This is a genomic window from Bradyrhizobium sp. USDA 4541, from assembly GCF_024171085.1.
Lineage (GTDB): Bacteria > Pseudomonadota > Alphaproteobacteria > Rhizobiales > Xanthobacteraceae > Bradyrhizobium > Bradyrhizobium australafricanum.
Genome location: NZ_JALJZF010000001.1, coordinates 4,472,780 through 4,497,820 on the forward strand (window position 1 = coordinate 4,472,780; position 25,041 = coordinate 4,497,820).

General features: G+C 62.0%; 25 protein-coding genes and 2 pseudogenes. 19 read left to right on the forward strand and 8 right to left on the reverse strand.

Going from position 1 to position 25,041, the window contains the following annotated elements:
* The first annotated feature begins 59 nt into the window (after nt 1–59).
* Genes J2R80_RS21000 through J2R80_RS21020 form a run of 5 tightly spaced genes read left to right on the forward strand, consistent with a single transcriptional unit; the run spans nt 60 to nt 4,722 of the window.
* A complete protein-coding gene (locus tag J2R80_RS21000; protein ID WP_076834054.1) occupies nt 60–1,313 on the forward strand; it encodes an ABC transporter substrate-binding protein in 1,254 nt (417 codons plus the stop codon).
* A gap of 53 nt (nt 1,314–1,366) precedes the next feature.
* Entirely contained in the window at nt 1,367–2,251 is an 885-nt protein-coding gene (locus tag J2R80_RS21005) for a branched-chain amino acid ABC transporter permease (RefSeq protein ID WP_076834052.1), read from the forward strand.
* A gap of 9 nt (nt 2,252–2,260) precedes the next feature.
* On the forward strand, nt 2,261–3,247 hold the full coding sequence (locus J2R80_RS21010) for a branched-chain amino acid ABC transporter permease (protein ID WP_076834050.1): 987 nt from the start codon (nt 2,261–2,263) through the stop codon (nt 3,245–3,247).
* On the forward strand, nt 3,244–4,014 hold the full coding sequence (locus J2R80_RS21015) for an ABC transporter ATP-binding protein (RefSeq protein WP_092082954.1): 771 nt from the start codon (nt 3,244–3,246) through the stop codon (nt 4,012–4,014). Before J2R80_RS21010 ends, J2R80_RS21015 begins: the two co-directional genes overlap by 4 nt.
* Before the next feature lie 3 nt (nt 4,015–4,017).
* Nucleotides 4,018–4,722 carry an ABC transporter ATP-binding protein gene (locus J2R80_RS21020; protein ID WP_253589739.1) on the forward strand — a complete coding sequence of 235 codons (705 nt, stop codon included), beginning with the start codon at nt 4,018–4,020 and terminating at the stop codon, nt 4,720–4,722.
* 36 nt (nt 4,723–4,758) lie between these two features.
* On the opposite strand, the gene J2R80_RS21025 is transcribed toward J2R80_RS21020, so the two are convergent.
* Entirely contained in the window at nt 4,759–5,412 is a 654-nt protein-coding gene (locus J2R80_RS21025) for a zinc-binding dehydrogenase (protein ID WP_253639330.1), read from the reverse strand.
* Nucleotides 5,409–5,891 carry an alcohol dehydrogenase catalytic domain-containing protein gene (locus J2R80_RS21030; RefSeq protein ID WP_253589741.1) on the reverse strand — a complete coding sequence of 161 codons (483 nt, stop codon included), beginning with the start codon at nt 5,889–5,891 and terminating at the stop codon, nt 5,409–5,411. Before J2R80_RS21030 ends, J2R80_RS21025 begins: the two co-directional genes overlap by 4 nt.
* Before the next feature lie 192 nt (nt 5,892–6,083).
* Between J2R80_RS21030 and J2R80_RS21035 the strand changes: the two genes are divergently transcribed.
* From J2R80_RS21035 to J2R80_RS21055, 5 genes are read left to right on the forward strand one after another with little or no spacing between them, the layout of a single operon-like run.
* Nucleotides 6,084–7,091, forward strand: coding sequence for an ABC transporter substrate-binding protein (locus J2R80_RS21035; RefSeq protein ID WP_253589742.1), 1,008 nt, complete (start codon nt 6,084–6,086; stop codon nt 7,089–7,091).
* A 38-nt stretch (nt 7,092–7,129) separates the two neighbouring features.
* The gene (locus J2R80_RS21040; protein ID WP_076834043.1) at nt 7,130–7,945 is read left to right on the forward strand and encodes an ABC transporter permease; all 816 of its coding nucleotides are present in this window, start codon (nt 7,130–7,132) and stop codon (nt 7,943–7,945) included.
* Nucleotides 7,946–7,949: 4 nt separating this feature from the next.
* A complete protein-coding gene (locus J2R80_RS21045; RefSeq protein ID WP_028336858.1) occupies nt 7,950–8,735 on the forward strand; it encodes an ABC transporter permease in 786 nt (261 codons plus the stop codon).
* On the forward strand, nt 8,732–9,796 hold the full coding sequence (locus tag J2R80_RS21050; protein WP_253589743.1) for an ABC transporter ATP-binding protein: 1,065 nt from the start codon (nt 8,732–8,734) through the stop codon (nt 9,794–9,796). The genes J2R80_RS21045 and J2R80_RS21050 overlap by 4 nt, the downstream gene beginning before the upstream one ends.
* A gap of 3 nt (nt 9,797–9,799) precedes the next feature.
* Nucleotides 9,800–10,636, forward strand: coding sequence for a phosphodiesterase (locus tag J2R80_RS21055; protein WP_253639331.1), 837 nt, complete (start codon nt 9,800–9,802; stop codon nt 10,634–10,636).
* A gap of 215 nt (nt 10,637–10,851) precedes the next feature.
* On the opposite strand, the gene J2R80_RS21060 is transcribed toward J2R80_RS21055, so the two are convergent.
* Nucleotides 10,852–11,004 (reverse strand): hypothetical protein, encoded by a 153-nt coding sequence (locus J2R80_RS21060; protein WP_233442928.1) that lies wholly within the window; start codon nt 11,002–11,004, stop codon nt 10,852–10,854.
* On the opposite strand from J2R80_RS21060, the gene J2R80_RS21065 reads away from it, so the two are divergent.
* Both J2R80_RS21065 and J2R80_RS21070 read left to right on the forward strand, forming a co-directional pair.
* Nucleotides 10,994–11,665 (forward strand): Crp/Fnr family transcriptional regulator, encoded by a 672-nt coding sequence (locus J2R80_RS21065; RefSeq protein WP_233442927.1) that lies wholly within the window; start codon nt 10,994–10,996, stop codon nt 11,663–11,665. The genes J2R80_RS21060 and J2R80_RS21065 overlap by 11 nt on opposite strands.
* 132 nt (nt 11,666–11,797) lie before the next feature.
* On the forward strand, nt 11,798–12,067 hold the full coding sequence (locus tag J2R80_RS21070) for a hypothetical protein (RefSeq protein ID WP_253639332.1): 270 nt from the start codon (nt 11,798–11,800) through the stop codon (nt 12,065–12,067).
* 61 nt (nt 12,068–12,128) lie between these two features.
* Here the strand turns inward: J2R80_RS21070 and J2R80_RS21075 are convergent, their stop codons facing one another.
* Nucleotides 12,129–13,223 (reverse strand): amidohydrolase family protein, encoded by a 1,095-nt coding sequence (locus J2R80_RS21075; protein ID WP_253639333.1) that lies wholly within the window; start codon nt 13,221–13,223, stop codon nt 12,129–12,131.
* Between the two features lie 840 nt (nt 13,224–14,063).
* Between J2R80_RS21075 and J2R80_RS21080 the strand changes: the two genes are divergently transcribed.
* Nucleotides 14,064–14,267: a hypothetical protein gene (locus tag J2R80_RS21080; RefSeq protein ID WP_076834276.1), complete on the forward strand. Its 204-nt coding sequence runs from the start codon at nt 14,064–14,066 to the stop codon at nt 14,265–14,267.
* Between the two features lie 436 nt (nt 14,268–14,703).
* Nucleotides 14,704–14,910, forward strand: a complete 207-nt coding sequence (locus tag J2R80_RS21085) for a hypothetical protein (RefSeq protein ID WP_141342846.1) — start codon at nt 14,704–14,706, stop codon at nt 14,908–14,910.
* Between the two features lie 717 nt (nt 14,911–15,627).
* Here the strand turns inward: J2R80_RS21085 and J2R80_RS21090 are convergent.
* Nucleotides 15,628–16,503 carry a tyrosine-type recombinase/integrase gene (locus J2R80_RS21090; protein WP_253589745.1) on the reverse strand — a complete coding sequence of 292 codons (876 nt, stop codon included), beginning with the start codon at nt 16,501–16,503 and terminating at the stop codon, nt 15,628–15,630.
* A 679-nt stretch (nt 16,504–17,182) separates the two neighbouring features.
* Between J2R80_RS21090 and J2R80_RS21095 the strand changes: the two genes are divergently transcribed.
* From J2R80_RS21095 to J2R80_RS21105, 3 genes are all read left to right on the forward strand, one after another.
* The gene (locus tag J2R80_RS21095; RefSeq protein ID WP_253625962.1) at nt 17,183–20,404 is read left to right on the forward strand and encodes an adenylate/guanylate cyclase domain-containing protein; all 3,222 of its coding nucleotides are present in this window, start codon (nt 17,183–17,185) and stop codon (nt 20,402–20,404) included.
* Between the two features lie 399 nt (nt 20,405–20,803).
* Nucleotides 20,804–21,346, forward strand: coding sequence for a relaxase/mobilization nuclease domain-containing protein (locus J2R80_RS21100; RefSeq protein WP_253589747.1), 543 nt, complete (start codon nt 20,804–20,806; stop codon nt 21,344–21,346).
* 45 nt (nt 21,347–21,391) lie between these two features.
* The gene (locus J2R80_RS21105) at nt 21,392–21,583 is read left to right on the forward strand and encodes a hypothetical protein (RefSeq protein ID WP_253639334.1); all 192 of its coding nucleotides are present in this window, start codon (nt 21,392–21,394) and stop codon (nt 21,581–21,583) included.
* On the opposite strand, the pseudogene istB reads toward J2R80_RS21105, so the two are convergent.
* Together istB and istA are read right to left on the reverse strand one after the other, a co-directional pair.
* Nucleotides 21,568–22,427 (reverse strand): annotated as a pseudogene (gene istB / locus J2R80_RS21110) (IS21-like element helper ATPase IstB). The gene J2R80_RS21105 and the pseudogene istB overlap by 16 nt on opposite strands.
* Complete coding sequence (gene istA / locus J2R80_RS21115) at nt 22,427–23,734, reverse strand: IS21 family transposase (RefSeq protein ID WP_253638727.1); 1,308 nt, start codon at nt 23,732–23,734, stop codon at nt 22,427–22,429. The pseudogene istB and the gene istA overlap by 1 nt, the downstream one beginning before the upstream one ends.
* A gap of 287 nt (nt 23,735–24,021) precedes the next feature.
* Here istA and J2R80_RS21120 point away from each other — a divergent pair, with 287 nt between their 5' ends.
* Nucleotides 24,022–24,159: a hypothetical protein gene (locus J2R80_RS21120; protein ID WP_246786700.1), complete on the forward strand. Its 138-nt coding sequence runs from the start codon at nt 24,022–24,024 to the stop codon at nt 24,157–24,159.
* Here J2R80_RS21120 and J2R80_RS21125 read toward each other — a convergent pair.
* Nucleotides 24,123–24,342, reverse strand: a pseudogene (locus tag J2R80_RS21125) (hypothetical protein); the annotation flags it as partial. The gene J2R80_RS21120 and the pseudogene J2R80_RS21125 sit on opposite strands and share 37 nt — an antisense overlap.
* Nucleotides 24,343–24,568: 226 nt before the next feature.
* Between J2R80_RS21125 and J2R80_RS21130 the strand changes: the two are divergent.
* On the forward strand, nt 24,569–25,000 hold the full coding sequence (locus J2R80_RS21130) for a hypothetical protein (protein ID WP_141342255.1): 432 nt from the start codon (nt 24,569–24,571) through the stop codon (nt 24,998–25,000).
* Nucleotides 25,001–25,041: the final 41 nt, after the last annotated feature.

Consider the following 25,041-nt stretch of genomic DNA (forward strand, 5'->3'; position numbering starts at 1 on the left):
TTCCGGGCAACGATAATACCATAAGCAAAAACGCAGACAGTTCTTGGGGAGGAATAGTCATGACGAAGAAGGTCACCAAAGCTGGATCGATATCACGGCGTCGTCTGCTGACGACGGCAAGCGCCGGCGCCGTTCTCGCCGTCTCGCCTTTTCGCATCAATCTGCTTCAGGCCCAGGAAGCGCCCATCAAGATCGGCTTCCCGGTTCCTTTGACCGGTCCATACGGTGCCGAGGCCCAGGACCAGGTGCGGGCGGGTCAGCTTGCTGTCACCCAGTTCAATGATGCCGGCGGTCTCAACGGCCGCAAGGCCGAGCTCGTCGTGCGTGACGACAAGCTGAATCCTGGTGAGGCGGCGACGCGGACCCTGGAATTGGTCGAGAAGGAGAAGGTGAATTTCGTCGTCGGCAGTCTGTCCGCGGCGGTTCAGCTCGCGATCAACAACGTCACCAAGGAACGCGGCGTCATCTTCAATTCGATCAGCCAGTCCGACGCCATCAACGAAGCGGCAGATTTCAGCAAATACACGTTCCACGAAGCGCTGAACCCGCACATGACGTCAGGGGCGGTCGGGCGCTACGCCTTCACCAAATTCGGCAAGAAGGTGGCGTTTCTCACGGCGGACTATGCTTATGGTCACGAGATGGTTCGCGGCTTTCTCGAGGTCGGCAAGCAGTTCAACATCGAGAACCTCGGTGACATCCGTCATCCGCTTGGAACGACGGATTTCTCGACCCTGCTGCCGCGTCTCCAGGCGCTCAAGCCCGATATTCTATGCATCAGCAATTTCGGCCGCGATCAGCAGATCGCGCTGAAGCAGGCGACCGACTTCGGCATCAAGAAATCGATCCAGATCATCGCGCCGCTGCTGTCGCATGCCAGTCGCGTTGCGGCGGGCCCCCAGGCATTCGAAGGCGTCGTCGGGGGCTGCTCGTTCTTCTGGGGCATCGAGGACAAGTTCGCCTCGACCAAGGCGTTCAACGACGCGTTCCGCAAGATGTATGACGGCAAGTTGCCTACCGACTACGGTGCGCTAGGCTATGGCGGTGTTCGGACGGTGCTCGAGGCGGTCAGGGGCGCGGGCAGCGTGGAGACCGACAAGGTCGTCGCGGCACTGGAGGCTCTGAAGTACGACTACTACAAGGGGCCGCAATACTATCGCAAATGCGATCACCAATCGGTGCAATCGGTGCTCGTGATCAAGTCGAAGTCCAAGGACATGAAGAACGAGTCAGATGTGTTCGAGGTTCTATCGACCGAAGAGCCTAACGAGAAGAACCTGCGTACCTGCGACACGCTTGGCCACAAGAGCTGAGCCATGCGCCGGCGCGCACCGCGGAGCGGTGCGCGTGCTGAGGGGGGGGACAAATGGCGGGCCTGAGCTTTGATCTGATTGCACTGCAACTATTCGCTGGGCTGGCGCTCGGCGCGATCTACGTGCTGTTTGCGATCGGCCTCTCGCTGATCTTCGGGATGTTGACCGTCGTCAACTTCGCCCATGGCGCGTTCTACATGGTCGGCGCCTATGTCGGGCTGTACCTGATTTCGATCGGCGGCAATTTCTGGCTCTGCTTGCTGGCGGTACCGCTTCTGATCGGGCTGTTCGGCCTTGCCGTCGAGCGCGTGCTGATCCGGCCGCTTTACGGCCGCGGCATCGATTATCCGCTGCTGCTGACCTTCGGGCTGAGCTACGTCATGGTCGAATGCGTGCGCATTGCCTTCGGCAAGACCGGTTATCCCTTCGACACGCCTGAGCTTCTGCAGGGGGCTGTCGACATCGGTGTCGGATATTTTCCACTTTACCGCCTGTTCGTGATCGGCGCGACGGCCGTTGTCCTATTAGCGCTCTGGCTGTTTCTGGAGAAGACCAGCTTCGGACTCATTATCCGCGCCGGCGCGCGCGATCCGCAAATCGTCCGCGTCCTCGGGGTCGACGTTTCCAGGGTCTGGTTGATCGTGTTCGGGATAGGCACCGCGATTGCGGGCTTTGCCGGGCTGCTGGCTGCCCCGCTTCAAGGCGTCATTCCCGAGATGGGCGGCACGATTCTCGCCGAGGCTTTCGTGGTTACGGTCGTAGGAGGCATGGGTTCGATCGGTGGCGCCGTACTGGCGGGCCTCCTCGTCGGTGTGGTGGTCAGCATGACGTCGCTGTTTGCGCCCGAGATGGCCAAGGTTTCGATCTTTGCCCTGATGGCGATCGTCCTGATCGTTCGTCCCCAAGGCTTCTTCGGCCGCGCCGGATTGATGAGCTGAGAGCCAGGGATGACCGGAGCCACCGAATCCGTCAAACAGTCTCGTGCCACAACGGGCAGTTGGTACGAATTCGCAACGCGGCATCGCGCCAGCATCGTGGCCGCGGTGATCCTGATTTTCCCGTTGTTGATGCCGTTTACGGCTCTCGCGGTGAACATCCTGATCTATGGATTGTATGCCGTCGGCTTCAACCTCGTGTTTGGTTATCTCGGTCTGCTGTCGTTTGGTCACGCGGCGCTGTTCGGAACCGGTGCCTACCTCTGTGGCATCGCCATCGTGCATTTTGGCTGGCCATGGTATGCGGCCATCGCGGCCGGGATCGCCGGCGGCCTGTTGATGGCATCGTTGATTGGCGTGCTCGCGATCAGGACCCGCGGCATCTACTTCGCGATGGTAACGATGGCGCTGTCGCAATGTGTCTACTACCTGTTCTATCAGGCGGTTGACCTGACCGGTGGCGAAAACGGCCTCCGCGGCATCAATGTCCGCACCATCGATCTGTTCGGCCTGCGGCTCGACTTCATCAATCCGATGATCCGTTACTATGTCATCGCGGCTTTTGTGATTGCCGCGTTTTTCGTGATGTCGCGCATTCTCGCCTCGCCATTTGGCGCCGTCATTGAGGCCGTGCGGGAGAATGAGATGCGCGCCCGCGCGTCAGGCTATGACGTCACCAAGACCCGATTGCTGACCTTCGTTTTGTCTGGCGGCTTCTGCGGTCTCGCGGGAGCCTTGCAGGCGCTGCATCTGTCGATCGTTCCGATCGAGATCCTGCACTACGAGACCTCGGGCCTGGTCGTGATGATTGCTCTCCTGGGCGGTATGGGGACATTCTTCGGGCCGATGATCGGTGCCGCCGTCTTCCTGGTCCTGGAGAACGTGGTCTCCGTGTGGACGGTTCATTGGCAACTGATCGTTGGCGCCATCTTCATTGCCTGCGTGTTGTTCTTCCCCGCCGGCATCTGGGGCACACTGATCGCGCGAGGCAGGCGATGAGCGCCGCGGAACGCCAAACCGAGGAAATCATTCTGCGTACCAGGGGCGTCGGCAAGACGTTCGGGAAGTTTGTTGCGCTGAACAATATCTCGGCGGAGTTTTCCAGAGGGGCGATCACCTCCATTATTGGTCCGAACGGGGCCGGTAAGAGCACCTATTTCAATTTGCTGTGCGGCGCGTTTGCGCCCACCAAAGGCAGCGTTGAATTCGAGGGGAAGGATGTCACCGGCCTGCCGCAGCATCGTTTTGCGCATATGGGGATCGCAAAGTCCTTTCAGATCACCAGCGTGTTTCCGCAGCTCACGACGCGTGAAAACATCCGCGTCGGTCTGCAGGCGCTGGTGTCGAGATACGATATCTGGCGTCCCCGCGCACGCCTGACCGAGCTGGTCGAGCGGGCAGACGAGCTGCTTGCCCTGGTCGGATTGTGGGAATCTCGCGAACGTGCCGCCAAGACGCTGGCCCATGGCGAGCAGCGGGCGCTGGAAATCGGCATGGCGCTTGCCAGCCAACCCCGGTTGCTGTTGCTGGACGAGCCGACGGCCGGCATGAGTCCGGAGGAGACCCGGACCATGATGGATCTGATCGTTAAGCTCGCAAAGGAGCGTACGGTTATCCTCGTCGAGCACAAGATGAAGCTTGTGCTCGGGATCAGCGATCGCATCCTCGTGCTGCATCACGGAGAACTTCTCGCCGAAGGAACGCCGCAGGAAGTCCGGCAGAACGAGGCGGTGAAGCGCGTCTATCTCGGCCAGCGGGAGCATTGACGAATGCTGCAGATCAGCAAGCTCAATGCCTGGTACGGCGCAAGTCACGCGCTGCAGGACATCACTCTCGAGGTGACCAAAGGCGAGATCGTCTGCCTTATCGGTCGCAATGGAGCCGGCAAGACGACGACGCTGAAATCGATCATGGGGTTGATGGGACGAACGCGCGGCTCGGTCACCTTCAAGGGCAAGGAGCTGCTGAGCCGGCCGGCGCATGTGCGCTTCGCGCTGGGACTTGCCTATGTTCCCGAAGAGCGGCGGATTGTGCAGGGATTGTCGGTCCGGGAAAATTTGCGGCTCGGGCTGGTAGCGTCGCCGGCGAAGAAGCGGGAAGCCGAGCTGATCGACGAGATCGCGATGATATTCCCACGGCTGGCCGAGCGCATGGACCAGGAGGCGGTCACGATGTCCGGCGGCGAGCAGCAGATGCTGGCGATCGCGCGGGCGATGATCGCAAAGCCCGACCTGATCATGCTGGATGAGCCTTCGGAGGGCATCATGCCGGTCCTGGTCGACGAGATGTTCGAGCTATTCCGCAACATGAAGGCACAGGGAACGACGGTGCTGCTGGTTGAGCAGAATGTCGAGCTCGCGCTTGGCATCGCCGATCGTGCCTACGTCCTTGATCAGGGGGCAGTGGTGCACCAGGCCTCGGCGCAGGCCCTGCTGGCCGACGACGAGATCAAGGAGCGATATTGTTCGGTGTGAGCGGGCTTTCCGGTCTCCCGCCGGCGCGAACGGACCTTACTCCGCAGCGCGCGCGATCGCGTCGACCTTGCGGGTGGTGACGACGACCTTGATCGCGTCATCCACGCGATCCCGTGCATATCTGAGCGCCGTCGGCAGGTCTTCCAGCGGAAACGTATGCGTGTGGATCCTTGTCGCGTCGAACCGCTTCGCTGCCATCAATTCCATGGCGCGGCGAGTGGCGCTGCGGCCCTCGCCGCGGATCCCGTAAGCGTAGATGTTGTTTCGCACGAGATGCGCGATGTCCAGCGTCGCAGCCTCGTGTGGGAAGGCGGCCAGACAAATCTTGCCGCCACGATTGGTCATGTGAATGGCCTGGTTGAGAGTCGCTTCGGTGCCGGCACATTCGACGACATAGTCCGCGCCGATTCCCCCTGTTAGTTGCTTCACGACCTCAACGGCGTCTTCGTCGTTGATGTTGATGACGCGGTCGGCCCCCAATTCCCCGCCGATCGCCAGCCGCTTGTTGCGCGTGCCTGTCAGAATCACCGGGCTTGCGCCAAGCGCCTTGGCCACGGCAACTGCGAGAAGTCCGATCGGCCCCGGGCCGATCACCACGACGCTCTCGCCGGCCACCAATCCTCCCAATTCCGTCAAGCCGTACATCGACGTGCCTGCGGTCACCACGAGCGTCGCCTCCGCATCGCTCATGCTATCCGGTACGCGCGCCAGCGTATTGATGTGGTTGACTGCGTACTCCGCGAATCCGCCGTCGGTCGTAAAGCCTCCGGCTTTCCATAGTTGAGACAGGATGTGTACATGCCCTGGCGGCAGCGTTTGCATTGACCGCAGCCGGCATGGATCTCGACGCTGACCCGCTCGCCGATCCTGAATTCGTCAACGTCCGGTCCGAGTGCGGCGACCGTGCCCATGTATTCGTGGCCCGGCGTGAAGTTCTTGTTGAAGGGCAGGCCGCCCTCAATGCTTGCCGGCGACCCGGCATGGATGATTTCGAGATCGGTGGCGCAGATCGCAACCGCATCGATGCGCACCAGCACCTCGGCACGCGCGGGGACCGGCGTCGGCTTTTCGCAAAGCAGGAGCTGGCCGGGGTCACCCAGGACCCAGGCCTGCATCAGGCCGGGAACGGGCAGATCAGGCGATGTGTTGACGCCGGGCGGCTGGTACATGGGCTTCCTCTTTCGGCCGTCAGCCTAGCGCGAAACCAGTGGCTGCCGCGAGCACCCGATGGTCGGCATCGGAGCCGTTGCATTTGCTGCACGGCAGCAAGCGCGTCGCAAAACATTCATACGCGGCCTATACTTGGTCGCCCGGTTGATGTTGAAATCCTCTTTGCATCCTCTCCCAGACCGGAGCCTCCCATGAAGACCGTCCGCCTTGTCCTTGCGTTGCTGGCGCTGATGCTGATCGCGCCGTGGCAATCCGCCAGGGCGGCGGACGTGATCTGCTACAATTGTCCGCCGGAATGGGCGGATTGGGCCTCGATGCTGAAGGCGATCAAGGCGGATCTCAACTACGATATCCCGCACGACAACAAGAATTCCGGCCAGGCGCTGGCTCAGATCCTGGCCGAGAAGAGCAATCCGGTCGGCGATATCGGCTATTTCGGCGTGACTTTCGGCATGAAGGCCAAGGCGCAGGACGCGCTCGAGCCCTACAAGCCGGCGCATTGGGATCAGGTCCCGGCCGGCCTCAAGGACGCGGATGGCTACTGGACCACGATCCACTCCGGCACGCTCGGCCTGTTCGTGAACAAGGATGCGCTTGGCGGCAAGCCGGTGCCGGCCTGCTGGAAGGATCTCCTGAAGCCCGACTACAAGGGGATGGTCGGCTATCTCGATCCGTCGTCGGCGGCGGTCGGCTATGTCGGCGCGGTCGCCGTCAATCTGGCGCTCGGCGGCTCGCCAGGCAACTTCGATCCGGCGATCAGCTTCTTCAAGGAGCTGCGCAAGAACGATCCGATCGTACCCAAGCAGACGTCGTATGCCCGCGTCGTCTCCGGTGAGATGCCGATCCTGTTCGACTACGACTTCAATGCCTATCGCGCGAAATATTCGGAGAAGGCCAACTTCGAGTTTGTGATTCCCTGCGAGGGATCGGTGGTGTTTCCCTATGTCGTTGGTCTCGTGAAGAACGCGCCCGACAAGGAGAAGGCCAAGAAGGTGATGGACTATCTCTTGTCCGACAAGGGGCAGGCGATCTGGACCAATGCCTATCTGCGTCCGGCCCGCCCGATCGAGCTGCCGGCTTCCGTGAAGGGGAAATTCCTCCCCGACAGCGACTATGCCCGCGCCAAGAGCGTCGACTGGGGCGAGATGGAAAACGTGCAAAAAGCCTTCGTCGACCGCTATCTCGCCGAGGTTCGCTGAGGCAATATGGTGCCCTTCGCCGGGGCACCATTCTTCCGATGTCGCAAAAATCCTTCGTTTGGCTCTGCCTGCTGCCGCTCGCGGTCGTGACCACGGCATTCTTCCTGCTGCCGATGGCACGGCTGGTTGTCGCAGGCGCCGAAGGGCCGCATGGGCTCGCCGGATATCTCGCCATCCTGACCGAATCTCGTTATCGCGCGACGCTGATCAATACCGTGCTCCTGGCGGCGGCAACGACCGTCGTCACGCTGATCGTGGCGACGATCGCCGGAATGTTTCTGCAGCGGCACCGCTTTCCAGGCCGGGCCGTGCTGATCGCGATGCTGACCTTTCCGCTGGCGTTTCCCGGCGTGGTGGTCGGCTTCATGATCATCCTGCTGGCGGGGCGGCAGGGGCTGATCGGCGATCTGTCGAACCGGATCTTCGGCGAGAAGTTCGTCTTCGCCTATTCGATCTACGGGCTGTTCCTCGGCTATCTCTACTTCTCGATCCCGCGCGTGATCCTGACCATCATGGCGGCCGTGCAGAAGCTCGATGTCGGTCTGGAAGAAGCCGCGCGTTCGCTCGGCGCCAGCCCCTGGGCGGTCCAGCGTGACGTCGTGCTGCCGGCGCTGGCGCCGGCCTTCGTTGCGTCCGGCGCGATCGCATTTGCAACCGCGATGGGCGCCTTCGGGACTGCGTTTACGCTGGCGACGAATATCGATGTGCTGCCGATGCTGATCTATACCGAGTTCACGCTGGCCGCCAATTTCGCGACCTCGGCCGCGCTGTCGGTGGGACTTGGCCTGATCACCTGGCTCATCCTCGCGCTCGCCCGCTCGTTCAGCGGCAGCGCGGTCGCGGCGGCCGGGTGAACGCATGCGCGATCGCTTGATCTTCACCGGCCAGTTCATCTTCACGCTGCTCGTGGCGGCATTCCTGGTGGTGCCTGCGGGGCTTTCGATCTCCGCCGGCGTCACCGTGAACTACTTCCGGGGCATCCAGTCCGGCGTGACCCTGCAATGGGTCGCGCAGGTCTGGGAGCTCTATGCCGGCACCATCCTGCTCTCTTTCGTGATCGCATTCGCGACCCTTGCCGTCACACTGCTTGCCGGCGTTCCCGCAGCCTATGCGCTGCATGCGCGGGGAGGCCGGCTTGCGCGCATCGTCGAGGAGATCATCACGTTGCCTTTGGCGATCCCCGGGCTTGCGATAGCGCTCGCACTGCTGCTCGCCTATGGCAGCTTCGGCGACTTTCGCCGTTCCTGGCTATTCATCCTGGTTGGACACGTGATCTTCACCATGCCGTTCATGGTGCGGTCGGTGATGGCGGTGTTCGCGACCGTGGACATCAAGACGCTGGATGAGGGGGCGGCCTCGCTCGGGGCATCGCCATGGCGACGCTTCCGCGACGTCATCGTGCCGAACGCGCTACCCGGAATTCTCGCCGGCGCGCTAATGGTGGTCACGCTGTCGCTCGGCGAATTCAACCTGACCTGGATGCTGCATACGCCGTTGACGAAGACACTGCCGATCGGGCTCGCCGACAGCTACGCCTCGATGCGGCTTGAAGTGGCGTCGGCCTATACGTTGATCTTCTTCGTGATGATCATTCCGCTGCTGGTCGCAATGCAGCTATTGGCCGACAGGGATCACAAGCGATGAGCACGGCCGGGCATGGCGCAGCGGTGCGGATTGAGGCGTGCGGCAAGACCTTTGCCGACGGCACGCGCGCGCTCGATCCCGCGACCCTCGACATTGCGCGTGGCGAGACGCTGGTGCTGCTTGGGCCGTCCGGCTGCGGCAAGACCACGATGCTGCGCATCATCGCGGGCCTCGAGCTGCCAGATGTCGGCGGCAAGGTCCTGTTCGACGGCAAGGACATGACCTCGGTCCCGATCGAGCGGCGCAATGTCGGGATGGTGTTCCAGTCCTACGCCCTGTTCCCCAACATGACGGTGGCGGACAATATCGCCTACGGGCTGAAGATCCGCGGTGTTGCCAGGGGCGAGCGTGCCGCACGCGTCGCCGAGCTGGTTGCTCTGACGAACATCACGGGATTGGAGAATCGCCGCATCGACCAGCTTTCGGGCGGCCAGCGTCAGCGCGTCGCCCTGGCGCGCGCCGTCGCGATCCGGCCCGGCATCTTGCTGCTCGACGAGCCCTTGACCGCGCTCGACGCCGCGTTGCGGGACCGGCTGCGCAGCGAGCTCAACCGGCTGTTGCGAGCGCTTGGGATCACGACGATCTATGTCACCCACGATCAGTCCGAAGCCATGGAATTGGGCGACCGGATTGTCGTGATGCGGAAAGGCGCAATCGCCCAGATCGGTACGCCCCGCGAGGTCTACTTCGCGCCGAAGGACCGGTTTGTGGCGGAGTTCATCGGAGCGGCGAACATTGTAGAGGCTCCGGTCGAGAACGGGGCATTGATCCTGCCCGGCGGGCGACTGCCGATCGAGGGTGCAGCGACGAGCGCGAACGCGACCGTCATGATCCGCCCCGAAACCATTCGCGTGACGGAGGCGGGCGCGGGTTTGCTCTCGGGACTCGTCGATTCCGTCAGCTTCATCGGCGACCGGCAGCGGCTCGTCGTGAGTGATGCATCGAGCAAGCCGCTCAATGTCGACGCTCCCAACACGATTCAAGCCAGGATCGGCGATCGTGTCGGGCTTTCGATCGCGCCCGACGCTGTCCGTCTGCTCCCTTCCGAACCACGAGATTGATCGATGCCGTCGAAACCGGTCCTCATCGCCCAGATTTCCGACCTCCACATCAAGCCGCCGGGAGCGTTGGCCTATGGCCGGGTCGATACCGCGAAGGCGCTTGAACGCTGCGTGGTGGCGATCAATGGATTCGAGCCGGCGCCCGATTTCGTCGTCATCTCGGGCGACCTTGTCGATACGCCGTCGGTCGAGGAATACGACCATCTCAAACGACTGCTCGCGCCGTTGCGCGTTCCGTTTGCCGGAATTCCCGGCAATCACGATTCGCGTGCGTGGATGCGCGCCGCGTTTCCTGCCGCACCCTATGTTCACGCGACAGGCCCGCTCGACCAGGAGATCGAGGTGAATGGCCTCGATCTGCTGCTGCTTGACTCAAGCGTTGCCGGGAAGCCTCATGGCATGCTCGAGCCGTCGACGCTGCAATGGCTGGACGCGACACTGGCGGCAGCAGACCGGCCCGCGCTGCTTTTCCTGCATCACCCGCCGTTCAAGGGCGGCATCTGGCACATGGACCGCCAGGACCTTTTCAATGCCGCAGAACTGGCAGCAATCGTCAGGCGCCATCCGCGGGTGCGTTTGATCGGCTGCGGGCACGTCCATCGTGCCATGCTGACCTCCTTCGCCGGGATTCCCGCGACATTGTGCCCCGCGCCGAACCATGCGGTTGACCTGGACCTCGGACAGCTCCGCGAACCGTCGTTCAAGGTGGAACCGCCGGCATTTCATTTGCACACGTGGTTTCCCGGTCCGGATTTTGGACAGTTGGTCACGCACCAGGTCCCGATCGGTCAGTTTGACGGGCCGCATCCGTTCTTTGGGCCGGACGGCAAGCTGCTGTGAGCTGGCCGCGTTGACCCCTCGCACCGACGGGATCTTGCCAGGCGAGATTGTCGCGGATCGGTCGGGCATGTCAGATCAAGGGCAGCCCGTCGCCTGCAATTGAGCGTTGCATCGACGCAGATTTATTCCAAATTGTACCTTGGATGCCTCCCAATGCGCCGGCTCGGTCCCTTTGTTGCTGTGGGCCCCCGGGGGGGCTATACTTCTGTCTGCTTTCATTGATCGATGGCTTTGTCGGCGTCCGCTGTGCTGGCGGGCCGATTGAACGCAACACAATCAGTCTGGATCACGATGACCGGAGCGCCGCCCATAGAACGAACTTCCGGCGCGCCGTTGTTTTCGAACAACAAGCTGTCGGTGTTGCGCAAGCATCCCTATTTCGCCGATCTCGAGCCCGAAGCATTCGATCAGCTCTGCCGCTACGCCAAGCACACCACGCTGAAGCGGGGCACGACGATCTTTTCCAAGGGCGATCCGGGCACCAGCCTGATTGCGGTGATCTCGGGCACGGTCAAGATCAGCATCTCGTCGCCGGATGGTCGCAACGCGATTTTGAACCTGATCGAGGCCGGAGAGATCTTCGGCGAGATCGCGCTGCTCGACGGCTTGTCGCGGACGGCCGATGCCACCGCCAACACCAATTGCGAGCTGTTCGTCATTGACCGGCGCGAGTTCATTCCGTTCGTGCGCAGCCAGCCGACGCTTGCGATGAAGTTCATCGAGCTGCTTTGCGAAAGACTGCGCCGGACCAGCGATCAGGTCGAGCAGGTCATCCTGCAGAACCTGCCCGGCCGTCTGGCCAGCGCGCTGCTGCGACTGAGCGACAAGCACAAGCCGCAGGGACGCACCATCTCGATCACCCAGCAGGAGATCAGCGAGATGGTCGGGATGACGCGCGAGAGCATCAACAAGCAGCTCCGGGCGTGGGCAATACGCGGTTGGGTCAGGCTCGAGCATGGCGCGATCGTCGTGTTGAAGCGCGAGACCCTCCAGGAGCTGGTCGACGCCGGGGCGAACGACGGCGAGTAGTCGCGCCGGCTGCCCGGTCGGTCGCGCATTTCACGAAACGGTGAGCTGAACAAGGCCTGTGAAGCCATTCACATCGGCCTTGCGTGCGCTGCGGTAAGTGACGCATCAGGGGAGCACAATATGGAGGAATCCATGCAGAGCTCTTTCGACAAGCGGCGGCAGAACCCACAGCACAATTACCAGAGCTTCAGCATCAAGCTTGTCGCGCTGCCGTTGCTCGTCATCGTTGCGCTGATCGGGATGCTGGTCAGTCGCCCGGCGGCGGTCAGATGGATATCGGACGCGGTGCAAGCGGAGTTCGTCGGAACCGACGCCGTCTACACTGATCCGATACCCAATATCGCGCAGGTGGCACCAACGGTGCGGCCGGGCAGCGAGATCCGGACGGTGAAGGCCTACTGATCGTTGATGCCGTCGTCGCGCAAGGCGCGACGACAGGCGCTTGTCCAACAGCAAGCCGTCCTCACGCGGCTACTCCAAGCAGCTTTGCTGCGGTCCGCCCGAGAATATTGGCCTTGTCATCGTCGCTCAGCGACGACGAGGCGAAGATGTGGTCGACCGGTGCCAGTTGCCATGGATAGGGATAGTCGCTTCCCAGCACGATCTGGCCGGCGCCGACCTGGGCGGCGAGGTGCCTGATCGCCTCCGGCGTGAAGATCAGAGAGTCGAAATAAATCTGTTTGAGATACTCTGCCGGCGCCTTCTGGAGCTTGATCTCCGGATTGCATCCCTTGGGTCCAACCAGACAGGCATGGTCCGAGCGGTCGGCGTACGAGCCGAGATAACCGCCGCCATGTGCGGCGATGATTTTCAGCCCCGGGAAGCGATCGAGCGTGCCCTCGAAGATCAAATGGGAGAGTGCGATCGTGGTCTCGAGCGGATTGCCGATCGTGTTGCCAAGCCACCCATTGCCGGAGAGCCGCTTGTTGAGCTCGGGCACGCCCTGCGGATGGATGAACAAGGGAACGCCGAGTTCCTCGGCCTTGGCCCATACCGGATGAAACTTCGGATTTGAGAATTCGGCGCCGTCGACGACACCGCCGATCGCAGCGCCCTTCAGCCCCTGCTTTTTCACCGCCGTTTCCAGCTCCTGCACCGCAAGGTCCGGTGCCTGCAGCGTCAGCGAGGCGAACGCCGCGAACCGGTCGGGCTTCGAGGCACAGAGTTCGGCGAGCTTTTCATTCTGGATTTTCACGATCTTTCCGGCCAGATCGCGGTCGCGGTCGTACCAGAACGGATTGATCGAAAGCACCTCCATGTCGATGGCCTGCGCGTCCATTGCAGCCAGTCGCTTGTCGATTTCGATGAAGGCCTCGCTGGCGCCGTTGACCGGCGGCAATTGATATTTTCCGGCGTCCGCGCCGAGCAGCGCGCCCGCCTCGCGGAAATGGCAATGCGCGTGAATGTCGATCGTCTTGACACGTTTGCCGTTGACCGTGACCGGCAACTGCTGGCGCGGTTGCTGCGCATTTGCGTTGTGGACGAGCCCGCAGCCGCAGAACACGACGCCTGCCGCCGCATTTGCTCCCGCTTTCAGGAAATCCCGCCTTGTAGTCATGACGATCGCCTCCCTAGTTGTTTTGTTATGGACGGGGAGCGTAGGGATGCTGGCTAGTGCTCGCAAGATCACACGCTGTGCGTGTCGCGCAATGTTGATCTGCTCAGACCGGCTTGATCCCCGCCTTTGCGATGATGTCGCGCCATTTCGGCACTTCGTCTGCAATACGCCTGCGCGTGCCATTGCGCTGTTTGCGGGCAAGTCGCCGTGTAATGGATAGCATTCAGTCAGATCGGCAATACGTCACCCTCGATCGACTTTGATCAGGTCGCGAACACGACAAATGCCAATATCACGACCGCACCGCACCGTTCAGCATGCAAGTGACGGCATTGATCACTATCGCCACTTTCGCGAGCGCTTTTCGAGCGGATTGGCGCCGCCAGCAATCTCGCCTTCTGGACCAAAGGCCACTCAGCCCTCTCGCGATTTCGCGCTGATGTGGGACATCAAAGGTTTTCTGGCGCTACCCCCAAAATCGTCTGTTCCCCGTCGGACTGAAACCGCGACAGACCGCCGTCGGTCGCCATCCGCTCGTTCATGATCCACTAATCTTGCTTTCACCGCATTTACTAGCTGTCAACGTAGATGCTTGGTCAATTGAGACGAATTTCCTGTTAACGACCAATAGCGGGATTTTCTCAAGAGCCGACGCGATCCAGCGGTGTGCGGCGGAGCCGCGTAGTCTGTTGGCGGAACGGAACGGCGATTTCATGCTAAGTTGAATGAAGCGAGGCGGAATAGGGTCTGCTTACGCCGAAGCCAAGCCGACGGTAGCACTGCCTCGTCTAGGCAACGAGGAAACGTCCTCGTGAGGAGACGGGTTCGATGGGAGGGAAAATGGACCGAAACCTGGTGATCCTGAATGTGACTGGTTCGGAGACGATGTTGCGTTCCGACGGACATGCTGCCATTCGACTGGAGACTAAGGAGATGGGCCCCGTCGCCTTCGAGGTGAGCCTTCAGGCAATTGCCGCACTTCGTCGGCACTTGGCGCGAGCAGAAATGCATATTCTTCAGAGTCAGAATCAGACCAAAAACTGATTATCTTCAGAAGACGTCACTAGACTAAGGTGGCTATCAAATTTCCCCTGAGGTCCGAGGGCGGGAATCCAATCGGAGGCGCCTGCAAGTCAATGGTGGTGTTACCGACGCAAATAGACCGGTGCCGTCTTGAAGACGACGGTACGTTCGCCGTGCGACTTCTTATCGTTTGACGAACGGCGTTGACCGCAGCGGATTTTTGATTCCGCCATTCGGAGGTTCGATTCCTCCCGCTATCAGGCAAGCGCCTGAAAATGCATGAGAATAGGCCCAAAATGGCTGACTTCTACGGATCGCGTCGGTCTCCGTCATCTCGGCGTTTACTGCTTCCGAGCCCAGACGGCCGAAAGTCTCCCGCCGTGTCCCCGGAAGTTCCCATTTTGGCGAGCGACCCGGCGGAGACTAATTCGATCAAGACTGCCACCCGACCCGGCAGTTGGCCGATCAGGTTGACCGACAATCTAGGGATATGACTCTCGTCCCTCGCATCGTGGAGGCGGTCAACACGAACTTGCCTAGCTACTATCGGACGCTGCAGAACATTGCGACAAGAAATGGCTTTGCTTACTCTGGCGAGTTGCGACGCGAAAACTACGAAGCGATGTATGCCGTTGCAGAAAAATACGGCAAGCTGAATCGTTGATCCCGAGATATGGTGTGCCGCTCTGGGAGCAGGGAATGACGGCCCACCTTAAGACATCGCCGCCGAACGACCGGCGCATATGCGGCGCCGGCTGCGTCGCATTAAAGAATGGCGCAGAGCGCACTTCTGTCGGTTATTGGACGGGCCAGACCGCGATACGTCGATCAGTGCGGCGCGGCTCTACCTTGAAGTTGGTGCGCGGCGCATGGCGGTGGAGCGGGGGCTTGTTTAGACGCACATCATCAGAAGTTTGAAAGTGAAATGCAGGCCCGTCTATTGGGTGTGGCAGGCATCATTCGGCGTCATGCCAATGCTGACTGCATCGGTGTACTGAGTGGCCCTCAATACGTGAGGTACGAGGCGCCCTACGGGGCGCTATTCTGTGTGTGCCGAGCATGACCGGCAGCTTGGAGGTGGAAGTCCTCTATCCAGCCTGATGACGGTGAAGGATTAGCGAAGCGCAAGGGCGTCATCGCGAGGTGGGGTCTGAAGGAAGCGTGGAGCAAAGCCGCGGCCCGATGGACAAAAACCGGATAACGAGGCCTACCCGGCCGGACGAGCGAGCACGTGATCGCGAAGTCCACGGTCATCAAGGGCCGGGGTGGTAAATCCGGCGGGCGTGCGGCGAAGGCGGTCGATCTTACCTCGGGAGATCTGCGCTGCGTCTCGGCAACGAGACTGAGGTCGTCGTAAGGCGATCTGACCGCAGTGCAGAAGTCAGCAGAGGGCATAGTAGGCGGAACGAGTTTCGCCGACATGCTCCAGCGGGCTCATGACCTCGCTGATCGTCTTGGTGGCGACGCGGGTATAGAGCGCGGTGGTGTCGAGCTTGGCGTGGCCGAGCAGCACCTGGATGACGCGGATGTCGATGTTCTGCTCAAGCAGGTGGGTGGCGAAGCTGTGCCGCAAGGTGTGCAGCGAGACGCGCTTGTTGATCTCCGCCATCTGGGCGGCGGCGTGGCAGGCACGGTTGAGCTGGCGTGTGGTCATTGGCTGGGCCGGGTCACGGCCAGGGAACAGCCAGCCTTGCGGCCGAGCCATCTTCCACCAGGCCCGTAGCAGCGCGAGCAGGCTGGGCGACAGCATGACATTGCGGTCCTTGCCGCCCTTGCCCTGCTCGACGCGGATGATCATCCGCTTGCTGTCGATATCGGAGACCTTGAGCGAGACGACCTCGTTGGCACGCAGCCCGGCACCGTAGGCCGCGCTCAGCGCCGCCTTGTATTTGAGCCCCGGTGCGGCATCGAGCAGCCGTGCCACTTCCTCCACGCTCAGTACCACCGGCAGCTTGCGCGGCTCGTGAATGACATGGGTATGCTCGACGATCTCGTGGCGCTTGAGTGTGACCCGAAAGAAGAACCGCAGCGTCGAGACGGTCTGGTTGATGGTCGGCGCGCCAACGCCGCTTGCCGTCAGATGTAGCTGATAGCGGCGCACGTCCTCGAAGGTCGCCGTATCCGGTGATCGCCCGAGAAATGCGGCGAAGTTCTTGACCCTTTGCACGTAGTCATGTTGGGTCTTCGGGGCCAACTTGCGGATCGTCATGTCTTCGATCATGCGCCGGCGCAACGGGCTCATTGCCTCGTCGGTCATGGCGATGCTCCTGTCTTGAGTGAGGTTGTCGAACCCCTCGATCTCAAGACAGGACGCCCCGTTGCGCTATCGTCTTGGCCGTGCCGCCAGCCGCGGCGTCCTATCGCGAGCGGTTTAGTCCTTTGTGCCTTCGCGACATATTGCGCCGCCACACGACTTCGGTCGCCAACGGGGTATAGCGGAAATCGACAAGCCACCGTCTATTGCAGAGGGCGACGTTCGTGACCCGAAGCCGAAGATCGGCGAACGCAAGGTCGCGCGCTATTTGGTCGGTCCTTCCGGTGGTCAAATTGAGGACACCAGATGGTGGACGTTTGCGTGTTGGCCCATCGAAAAGCTTTCTCCAGAAAGCGCTTGTGAGGGTTCTGGACTCGCGTACGCATCAAGGGGGCGATGACGTCGTGTTCGATTTCTCCATACGGGTACAGCACGCCGCCACGTCGGATGACGTCGAGGGCGCTTCGCGGTGGTGGCCCCGTCCTCTAGAGTGGCTAGTGCGCCTGAGACACCTGCCGCTCCAGGGCAGGGTTTGACGCAGAATGCGCTGTACGGCCGCGGGAACATGGTGTTCAATCCATGGAACTGTTTGCCCGAGCACAGGCCGCTCGGCAGCGTCAACCTGACGCGGCTTGCCGTCGACCTTGCCTCCCGGCACGGCGGAAACTGAACACGGTGGGTCATGAGCAGCCAGCCGAAGCCCGATCGTTCGGGCGGACTTCAGCGGACGCAGGCGCCGCCGAATGTCGAGAATGAAGCTCTGCATGCCGAACGCCGGCAGCTCACCGTGGTATTTATCGACATCGTCGGCTCGACACCCCTGAGCGAGCGGATCGATCCCGAGGAGTTCTTCGCGGTTATCAGAACTTACCGCGATATCTGCGACGAGCAGATTCGCCGCTACGGCGGTCATATCGCCAGAATGATTGGCGACGGATTGCTGGCGTATTTTGGCGTCCCGCAAGCCCACGAAAATGACCCTGAGCGCGCGGTCCGCGCTTCGCTGGCGGTCGCCGCGGCGATCAAGGATCACAACTTTCTGCTGTCGGATGGCAGTTTTGTCCGCCTCGGCGTGCGCGTCGGGGTCAATACCGGGGTCGTCGTCGTCGGCAGCGTGCCCGGCGAGCCGCCCGATCGGCGGGAAGTGTTCGGTAGTTCGGCACATGTCGCTGCCCGTCTGCAGGGGCTCGCCAGCGAGAACGGCGTCGTGGTTGGCTCAAGCACTTACGAGCTGACTCGCGGAACGTTCAGCTACGTGCCGCTTGGCAGACGACCACTCAAGGGCGTCGAGGAGCCTGTCGAAGCCTGGCGCGCAGAGGCGCTTGCGTCCAGCGAGAGCAGGTTCGACCGAGCGCGGAGGTCGCCTCTCGCCCCGATGATAGCCCGAACCGGCGAAAGTACGTTGCTTGCCGAGATGTGGCAGAAGAGCCTCGCCGGCTCGGGACAGGTCGGTGTGATTTCCGGTGAACCCGGCATCGGCAAGTCACGTTTGATCCGCCAGTTTCGCAGTTCCCTTGATGCGTCTCCGCGTGATGTTCTATCGCTGCAATGCTCACCATTCCACGTCAACACACCGCTTGCCCCGGAAATCGAGCGGCTCACACGTGCGACCGGCATCCAGGACACCGACGACGCTCAACTCGCATTGGCAAAATTGCGCTCGCTTTTGGCAAGAGCCGTCACTGATGTCGAGCAGGCGCTTCGTTACTACGGAGCAGTCCTATCAATACCCGCATGCCCGGGATACGAACCCGCGGATCTCGGATCTCCCGCGGAGCGCGAGCGTGCCTTGCAGATGTTCGTCGATGCTCTTCTCGCAGCCTCGCGCAAGCAGCCGATCCTCGGAATCGTCGAGGACGTCCAGTGGATGGACCCAACCACCATCGAACTGCTGGTGCGCGTGATCGCACGCTGTCCCGGCGAGCGGATCATGGTCCTGATCACGCATCGCGATGATTACAGGGCCGACTGGCTGACAGGGCCGGAAATTCGGCGGATTGCTCTGCAAAAGCTGGCAGTGCATGAATGCGAGCAGATGGTCGTGGCCGTGGCGGGCAGCGATCTGGTGCCGCGCAGGATTGCCAGCCAGATCGTGGAAAGAACCGACGGCGTGCCACTCTTTGTCGAGGAGTTCACACGCGCCATCGTCGATGCCGGCGCGATCCCGCGGCCGGCCGAGAGCCCTGCGCCGAGCGGGAAGTTGCCGGAGACCCTGGTGCCGGCAAGCATTCACGATTCACTGATGGAGCGCCTTGATCGTCTCGGTCCTGCCAAGCGCGTCGCCCAGATCGCCTCTGTTTTCGGAAGGCGCTTCAACTATGATGGCATTTTCAGCGTGCTTCCAGGCAAGGGCCAAACGCTGAAACTCGCGTTGCGGGCGCTCGAGACAGCCGGGATTGTGTATCGTAGCGAAGAGTCTCAAGGTAAGGTCTTCACGTTCAAGCACGCGATGATACAGGAAGTCGCCTACTCCTCATTGCTCAAGGAGGAAAGGCGTGAGCTCCATGCGCGCGTCGCATCGTGGCTGCTGCAGGAAGCCGCCATTGGAGAAAGCAGCCAGCCGGCGGTGTTAGGCTATCATTATGCACGCGCAGGCAACATTCCGGAAGCGATCGAGGCCTGGCTTCAGGCGGGCAAATCCGCGCTCCGCAGCTCTGCCACCAAGGAAGCCGTGGCTCATCTTCGCGAAGGTCTCTCGCTGATACCCAAGATGCCGGCGTCACCGCGGCGCTTCGAGGCTGAAATCGCGCTGCAATCCAATTTGGCGATGGCGTACACAGCCAATGCCGGGTGGTCCGATCCCAACGTCTATGGCCCCTACAGTCGTGCACTCAAGCTTTGCGCGAGCCATGGCACCATTCGCGAGAAGGCGACGGTGCTGTGGGGAAGTACCATAGCCAAGCTGGTCAACTGCGAGCTCACCAAAGGCCTCGAAAACGCGCACGATTTCGTCCGGCGGGCAGAAGAGTGGCGCGACGACGAGGCTGCCCTCATGGCCTACACCGCTGCCGTAATCGCCAATTTCTTTCTTGGTCGTTTGGAGCAGGCAAGTGAGCTCGCGGCTCTGGTCAGCGCTCGCTACGATCCGCGTGAGCACGGCAAGCTGGTCCAGATCTATCAGCATGATCCATTGATCGTATCGCTTGTCTATTCCGGACACATCGAATGGTTGTTGGGCCGCCCGGGGCGGGCCAGAGAGTGCTGTGTGACGGCGCGCCAGCTCGCGAACGAGATCGGACATCCGTTCATGCAAGCTTTTGCCTCCATTCTTGGCGTCGCCGACCACTGGTATGAGGGCGATCTCGCGGCCAACCTCGCCAGCGTCAAGCGCGGTCTGAAGGTCGCTGACGAGTATGGCTATCCGATGTACCGGGTCATCGGCCCATTGTGGGCCACCGCTGCGTTGGCGGCACGAGGCCCCGCGCCGGAAGTGCTCGAACAATTATGCGGCTTGCTCGGCAGACTACCCGCCGAGAACCGGTGCATTCAGATGCCACTCTATCGAATTCTGCTCGCCACAGAATTCGGACGGATCGGGCAGATGGAAAGGGCTCGAAGTTTCGCTGCTTCGGCTGAGTCCCTGATGAAGAAAACCGGCGAGCGCTGGGCGGCTCCCGAGATTTATCGGATTCACGGCTCGCTGCTGTGTCGGGAACCATCGCGAGACGACCGGGCTGCCATGCGCTTGTTCAAACGCTCGCTTGCCTCTGCCAGGAAGCTCGGGGCGGTCGGTTGGGAATTGCGCACGGCGATCAGCATCGCGCGCTTGGTCAGCGCCGGCGAGAGCGCATCCGGACGCGCCGAAGCACGAGACCTGCTGATATCGATCCGGGCGAAATTTGCATCCGCGGAAACGTCCCGCGATCTGCGCGAGGCTGATGACCTGGTGAGAGTGTTGAACTAGTGCCGAATGACCCCCGGCCTGTGGTCGACTCACATCATCTGCGATCCCAAAAAGCGGATCGCCGAAAGGCTCGGCAGGAACGTATAGGCGCCGCCCCGCGCCCAGACAAATTGCGGCAATCCCCGCAACCGGATCGTGCCGCCGGAATGCCGATCGTGTGAACCGGCCTCCCCCCGGGAACTGGCTCCGGCAGATTGTCGATGATGGCCTGGAGGAGCCGCTTTGCTACCGATGCATCGACCAAGTCCTCATCGCGCCGGGTCGGGCGGCAGCGGCGGGCCACGCCTCGGGGTATCGCCGGCCTCGAAGACGCGGCTGGAGCGGCTGGTTCGCTAGGCGCCCGAGGTGGTTGTGAAGGTGTCGGGGCGGACCAAGGATGCCGGACATCTGAGGGCACATTTGGATTACATCACCCGCAATGGCAAGGTGGAGATGCAATCCGATTACGGGCCGATGAAAGGGAAGGAAGCGGTCGGAGAGCTGCACGCGGACTGGGCCGATAGCGCGGAGGTGACGGCGCAGAACAAGAGCCTGCGAAAGGCGCCGATGTCGGTCAACATGGTGCTGTCGCTACCGAAGGGAAGTGACCGGGAAAAGTTCAGGGATGCGGTGACCGATTTTGTCGACAAGGAATTGCGGCCGCGGGTCGATATCGTGGTGTGCTTCCACGACGACACGGCGCATCCGCATGCCCATGTCACGGTGCGCGGCCGAGACCGGGAAGGGAAGACATTCAACCCGCGAAAGTCACAGCTGCACGAGTACCGGGAGAAGTTTGCGGCATGCCTGCGGCACCGCGGGATCGATGCCGAGGCCACACCGCGCTACGCGCGCGGGGTCGGGATGCGCGACTATGCGACGGCAATGCCACGCATGGAGCAGCGCGGGGAGGCTCGGGTGCGGCACGACATGATCCGCGAGCTCAGACAGGATTATGACTAACGGAAACAGAATCCAGGGCGGGACGAGCACCCCTGGGAGCAGAAGATGCGCGCGAAGCATCAGGGGGTGCGGACCGCCTATGCGACGGTGGCGCGGGCGCTGGCCAACAGTCCTGATGCGCGCGACCGGGCGCTGTCGGAAAACGTCACGCGGTTTCTTGATGTCAAACGCCATCCGGAACTGCCCCCTTTGCGTCATGAAGAACTGCCCCCACCATCGGGTTATGATCTTGGTTGAAGGTTGCTTCCGTCGGTGACGGGACGGAGGGAGGCGGAGCCGACCGGAGGGCCGTCACCGGCGGGCGGCGGCTTGATGAGGCCGCTCTTCCGTTTGGCGCGGAGCCGGTAGCTGTCGCCGCGGATAGTCAACACGTAGCTGTGGTGCAGGAGCCGGTCGAGGATCGCGGTGGCGACCACCGGATCGGCGAACACGGTGCCCCATTCGGCAACGCTGCGGTTCGACGTGATCAGCATGGCACCAGTTTCGTAGCGCCGGCTGACCAGTTGGAAGAACAGATGGGCCGCGTCGGGCTCCAGCGGCAGATAGCCGAGCTCGTCGACGATCAGTAGCTTTGGCTTCGACAGCGCGAGTAGTTCTCGTCCAGGCGCCGATCGCCATGCGCCTTGGCAAGGCCAGCGACCAGCGTCGTCGCCGTGGTGAACTGCACCGTATACCCGGCCAGGATTGCCTCTCGCCCGAGCGCGATCGACAAGTGCGTCTTACCGACGCCCGGCGGGCCGAGCAGCAGCACGTTCTCTCCGTTGGCGATCCAACGTGACGCGGCCAGGTCGCGGATCTGCTTCGGATCGATCGACGGCTGCGCCTCGAAGTCGAAGCCCGCAAGCTCCTTCACGGCCGGGAAGTGTGCAAGCTTCAGCGCCATGTCGATGCGGCGATGATCCTTGCGCGCGATCTCACGTTCGCACAGCAGGATCAGCGTCTCACGCGCCGACAAGTTTGCGCGCGCCGCCTCGTCGAGCAAGCTATCGAGCTGATCGCGGATGCCGGAGAGCTGCAATCGCGCCAGCATGGCATCAAGGGGATCAGTCGGTACTTCGGTTGCCTTCTTTGCGCGCGTCATCAGAAGCTTCCCCCGATCACGGCTTCATATTCGGCAAGAGGACGCAACAACGAAGGCGGTGGAGACGACCCCGGCACCGCCGCCGCAATCTCAGGCCGGCGGACCGCGCCATTGCGCCCGGCAACACCATCGAGATGGGCGGGATCGGCGATCCGCAGCCGGCGCCCCTCCGATTGCTTGTGGACCGCTACCTGGTGCAATCCATGGCGGATCCGCACCTCGCCGGCCGCGACCGTTACCGCCACGCGCTCGCCAATTAGGCGCCACGGCACTGAGTAACTGTTCGTGTCGATCTCGATGGCGCAATCGTTGCCGACGACCCGGGTTAGTTCGCGCAATGATCCGAACGAGGGCTGCCCGCCGAGCGGTTTTAACCGGTGTGCCTCGTCGCGTACGAAGCGAACCATCGGCGCCTCGCCGGTCGTGCCGTGGATACGCACGTTCGCCACCTCACGCTCCCACTTGGCGAGATGCGCCTCGAATGCCTCCCAACTTACGAAGGAATGCCCCGCGATCGCGTTCTTCTTCACGTAGCCGACGCCATTCTCCGTCTTGCCCTTCGTGCGTGCCCGATATGGCGCGCAGGCGCGTGGACGGAAGCCCCAATGCTTCGCAAACGCGATGAGTTTGTCGTTGAACTGAACCGACCGGCTCACCGCGTCGTGACGCACGACGAGCGCGCGTGGATTGTCCATCAGCACTTCCTCCGGCACGCCGCCGAAGGTCGTAAATGCGCTCTCGAGCCCGGCGAACCAGTGCTCTTGCTTCTCCGCCCGGAACGCACGCAAATGCAGCCGTCGCGAATGCCCGAGCGTTGCCACGAACACGAATGCTTTGACCTTCACCCTGCCGATCTCGACCAGACGCTCCCCGAAGTCGATCTGCAGCTGTCGGCCAGGAGGCGTCTCGAACCTCGTCGTCGCCAGCGCCTCCGCCTTCAGCGCCTGGCGATAGGGCTGCACGGCGCGTTGCAGCGTTCGCCGGCTTACCTCCACGCCTTTCTCGGCCAACAGATCTTGGCGAACCACGTCAGCATTACCGCGATGGCGAATGAACCTCTCGTGCAGCCAACCCTCAAGGCCGTCGAGCAGCTTCGGCCGCTCAGGCGACTTGAACGGCTTCACCCCGCCCGCCGCCACGTAGTCCTTCACCGTGTGATGGCTGCAGCCCAGCTGGCGCCCAATCCGCTTCAGACCCCACCCGCACGCCCTTAGGCGCAACATCTCCGCCACGTCATCCGGCGTCTTCATCACCTGCCCCCGTGGATCACTCCACGGCGAGCCTCTAGTGATTCGTTCCTCGTTCATTCGCTCTCTCCTCAGCTATCCGAGGAGGGGGCAATTCCTCATGACGCCGAGGGGGCAGTTTTCCATGGCGCGCGACACTTGAGGCGATGCCGAATGACCGGCCGCTGACGTTGCGCGACAGGGTCTATCTCGGCCACGAAAAGCGGCTGGCCAAGGAAAAGGAAACGGAACAGCCCGAGCCGGGCCGGGGCGCGCCGGAGCGTTAGCCGCGGCGGCATCGCGCCTCGCTGGATCCGTTTGGACAGTCCAGCAGTAAATGCTGTGTCGTCCCGTGCGACGCGCCAGGCGTGACAATTATCGCCCGGCCGGTCGGGCGCCCCGGTGAGGCATCGGCCAAGTTTTCGGCCAAGTACGGTCAGTCAGTCGGTGTCGTCATTTTCGATGACGTATTCGTCCCGCAGCCAAGGCATTTGACCTCAAGGTAGCGGTAGCCGGCGTTGAGCGCATCACCGAGGGCAGGGGATGGCTGGGCCGGCCCCTGGAAGGCGAGCATGCGGGCATTCCACGCGGCAGGCGACGGTGTCGGCCTCGAGCCGGGCTTCCTTGGCGCGCTCGGCTAGGTGCCTGACCGTTGCTCCGAACATGTACTCCCGAGATTTCGAGCCCATCCTGACTAGAGAGCAGGCCGAGGGTGGCCACGCAAATTATCAATGAGTTGAGGCGCGGAACAGGGCACGGCTATAGCGTGTCGTGGCTGTGGAGAAGTGGACGCGTCATGATGTCGGCAGTGATGCGGCGAGGCTACGGGGTTGCCGTCATTGCCAGAACCAAGTGACTCCGGAACAAACCGGAGATTGGATAGTTCTTCCATCTGTCCAAATCGGGGAACTTCTCATGACCGCCGATTCGTCAACGCCCGGCGATGCACAGGCGCGATCGTCGTTTCCGCTGCTCATAGCTGTTCTCGCCGTTATCGTCGCTTGCGGTGCGCTTTGGATGAGCTACAGCAACGCGACAAAGTTTGCAGCCTCGCAAGAGCGCGCGGCCGTCGCACCTCCACCGGATCCGGCCCTTGCGGAGATGAAGCAGACTTTAGCGTCTCTCCAACAGGCGGTGCAGGGGATTGAAGCCGGCCAAAAAAGGCAGGCTGCTCAGATCGGTGACGCTCAGCAGAAAACTTCCGCTCAGCAGGGCGAGCAGAAGCTAATATCCGACCAGCTCGGTGCGCTAAGCGCGCGAGTTAACTCGCTGGAATCTGCAAGGGCTGAAAGCCCAGCGCAGGCAACCCCAGCGGCTCCTTCTCCGCAAAGACGCACCAAAAGATAGGCGGTTCGGTCAGAGGCACGCGCGGCGCCGATCAGCCTCTG

What these genes read in the sequence shown, in the direction of transcription:
- J2R80_RS21000 (WP_076834054.1), top strand. Translation starts at nt 60, where the DNA reads ATGACGAAGAAGGTCACCAAAGCTGGATCGATATCACGGCGTCGTCTG.
- J2R80_RS21005 (WP_076834052.1), top strand. Translation starts at nt 1,367, where the DNA reads ATGGCGGGCCTGAGCTTTGATCTGATTGCACTGCAACTATTCGCTGGG.
- J2R80_RS21010 (WP_076834050.1), top strand. Translation starts at nt 2,261, where the DNA reads ATGACCGGAGCCACCGAATCCGTCAAACAGTCTCGTGCCACAACGGGC.
- J2R80_RS21015 (WP_092082954.1), top strand. Translation starts at nt 3,244, where the DNA reads ATGAGCGCCGCGGAACGCCAAACCGAGGAAATCATTCTGCGTACCAGG.
- J2R80_RS21020 (WP_253589739.1), top strand. Translation starts at nt 4,018, where the DNA reads ATGCTGCAGATCAGCAAGCTCAATGCCTGGTACGGCGCAAGTCACGCG.
- J2R80_RS21025 (WP_253639330.1), bottom strand. Translation starts at nt 5,412, where the DNA reads ATGAGCGATGCGGAGGCGACGCTCGTGGTGACCGCAGGCACGTCGATG.
- J2R80_RS21030 (WP_253589741.1), bottom strand. Translation starts at nt 5,891, where the DNA reads ATGTACCAGCCGCCCGGCGTCAACACATCGCCTGATCTGCCCGTTCCC.
- J2R80_RS21035 (WP_253589742.1), top strand. Translation starts at nt 6,084, where the DNA reads ATGAAGACCGTCCGCCTTGTCCTTGCGTTGCTGGCGCTGATGCTGATC.
- J2R80_RS21040 (WP_076834043.1), top strand. Translation starts at nt 7,130, where the DNA reads ATGTCGCAAAAATCCTTCGTTTGGCTCTGCCTGCTGCCGCTCGCGGTC.
- J2R80_RS21045 (WP_028336858.1), top strand. Translation starts at nt 7,950, where the DNA reads ATGCGCGATCGCTTGATCTTCACCGGCCAGTTCATCTTCACGCTGCTC.
- J2R80_RS21050 (WP_253589743.1), top strand. Translation starts at nt 8,732, where the DNA reads ATGAGCACGGCCGGGCATGGCGCAGCGGTGCGGATTGAGGCGTGCGGC.
- J2R80_RS21055 (WP_253639331.1), top strand. Translation starts at nt 9,800, where the DNA reads ATGCCGTCGAAACCGGTCCTCATCGCCCAGATTTCCGACCTCCACATC.
- J2R80_RS21070 (WP_253639332.1), top strand. Translation starts at nt 11,798, where the DNA reads ATGCAGAGCTCTTTCGACAAGCGGCGGCAGAACCCACAGCACAATTAC.
- J2R80_RS21075 (WP_253639333.1), bottom strand. Translation starts at nt 13,223, where the DNA reads ATGACTACAAGGCGGGATTTCCTGAAAGCGGGAGCAAATGCGGCGGCA.
- J2R80_RS21080 (WP_076834276.1), top strand. Translation starts at nt 14,064, where the DNA reads ATGGACCGAAACCTGGTGATCCTGAATGTGACTGGTTCGGAGACGATG.
- J2R80_RS21090 (WP_253589745.1), bottom strand. Translation starts at nt 16,503, where the DNA reads ATGACCGACGAGGCAATGAGCCCGTTGCGCCGGCGCATGATCGAAGAC.
- J2R80_RS21095 (WP_253625962.1), top strand. Translation starts at nt 17,183, where the DNA reads ATGAGCAGCCAGCCGAAGCCCGATCGTTCGGGCGGACTTCAGCGGACG.
- J2R80_RS21105 (WP_253639334.1), top strand. Translation starts at nt 21,392, where the DNA reads ATGCGCGCGAAGCATCAGGGGGTGCGGACCGCCTATGCGACGGTGGCG.
- istA (WP_253638727.1), bottom strand. Translation starts at nt 23,734, where the DNA reads ATGAACGAGGAACGAATCACTAGAGGCTCGCCGTGGAGTGATCCACGG.
- J2R80_RS21130 (WP_141342255.1), top strand. Translation starts at nt 24,569, where the DNA reads ATGACCGCCGATTCGTCAACGCCCGGCGATGCACAGGCGCGATCGTCG.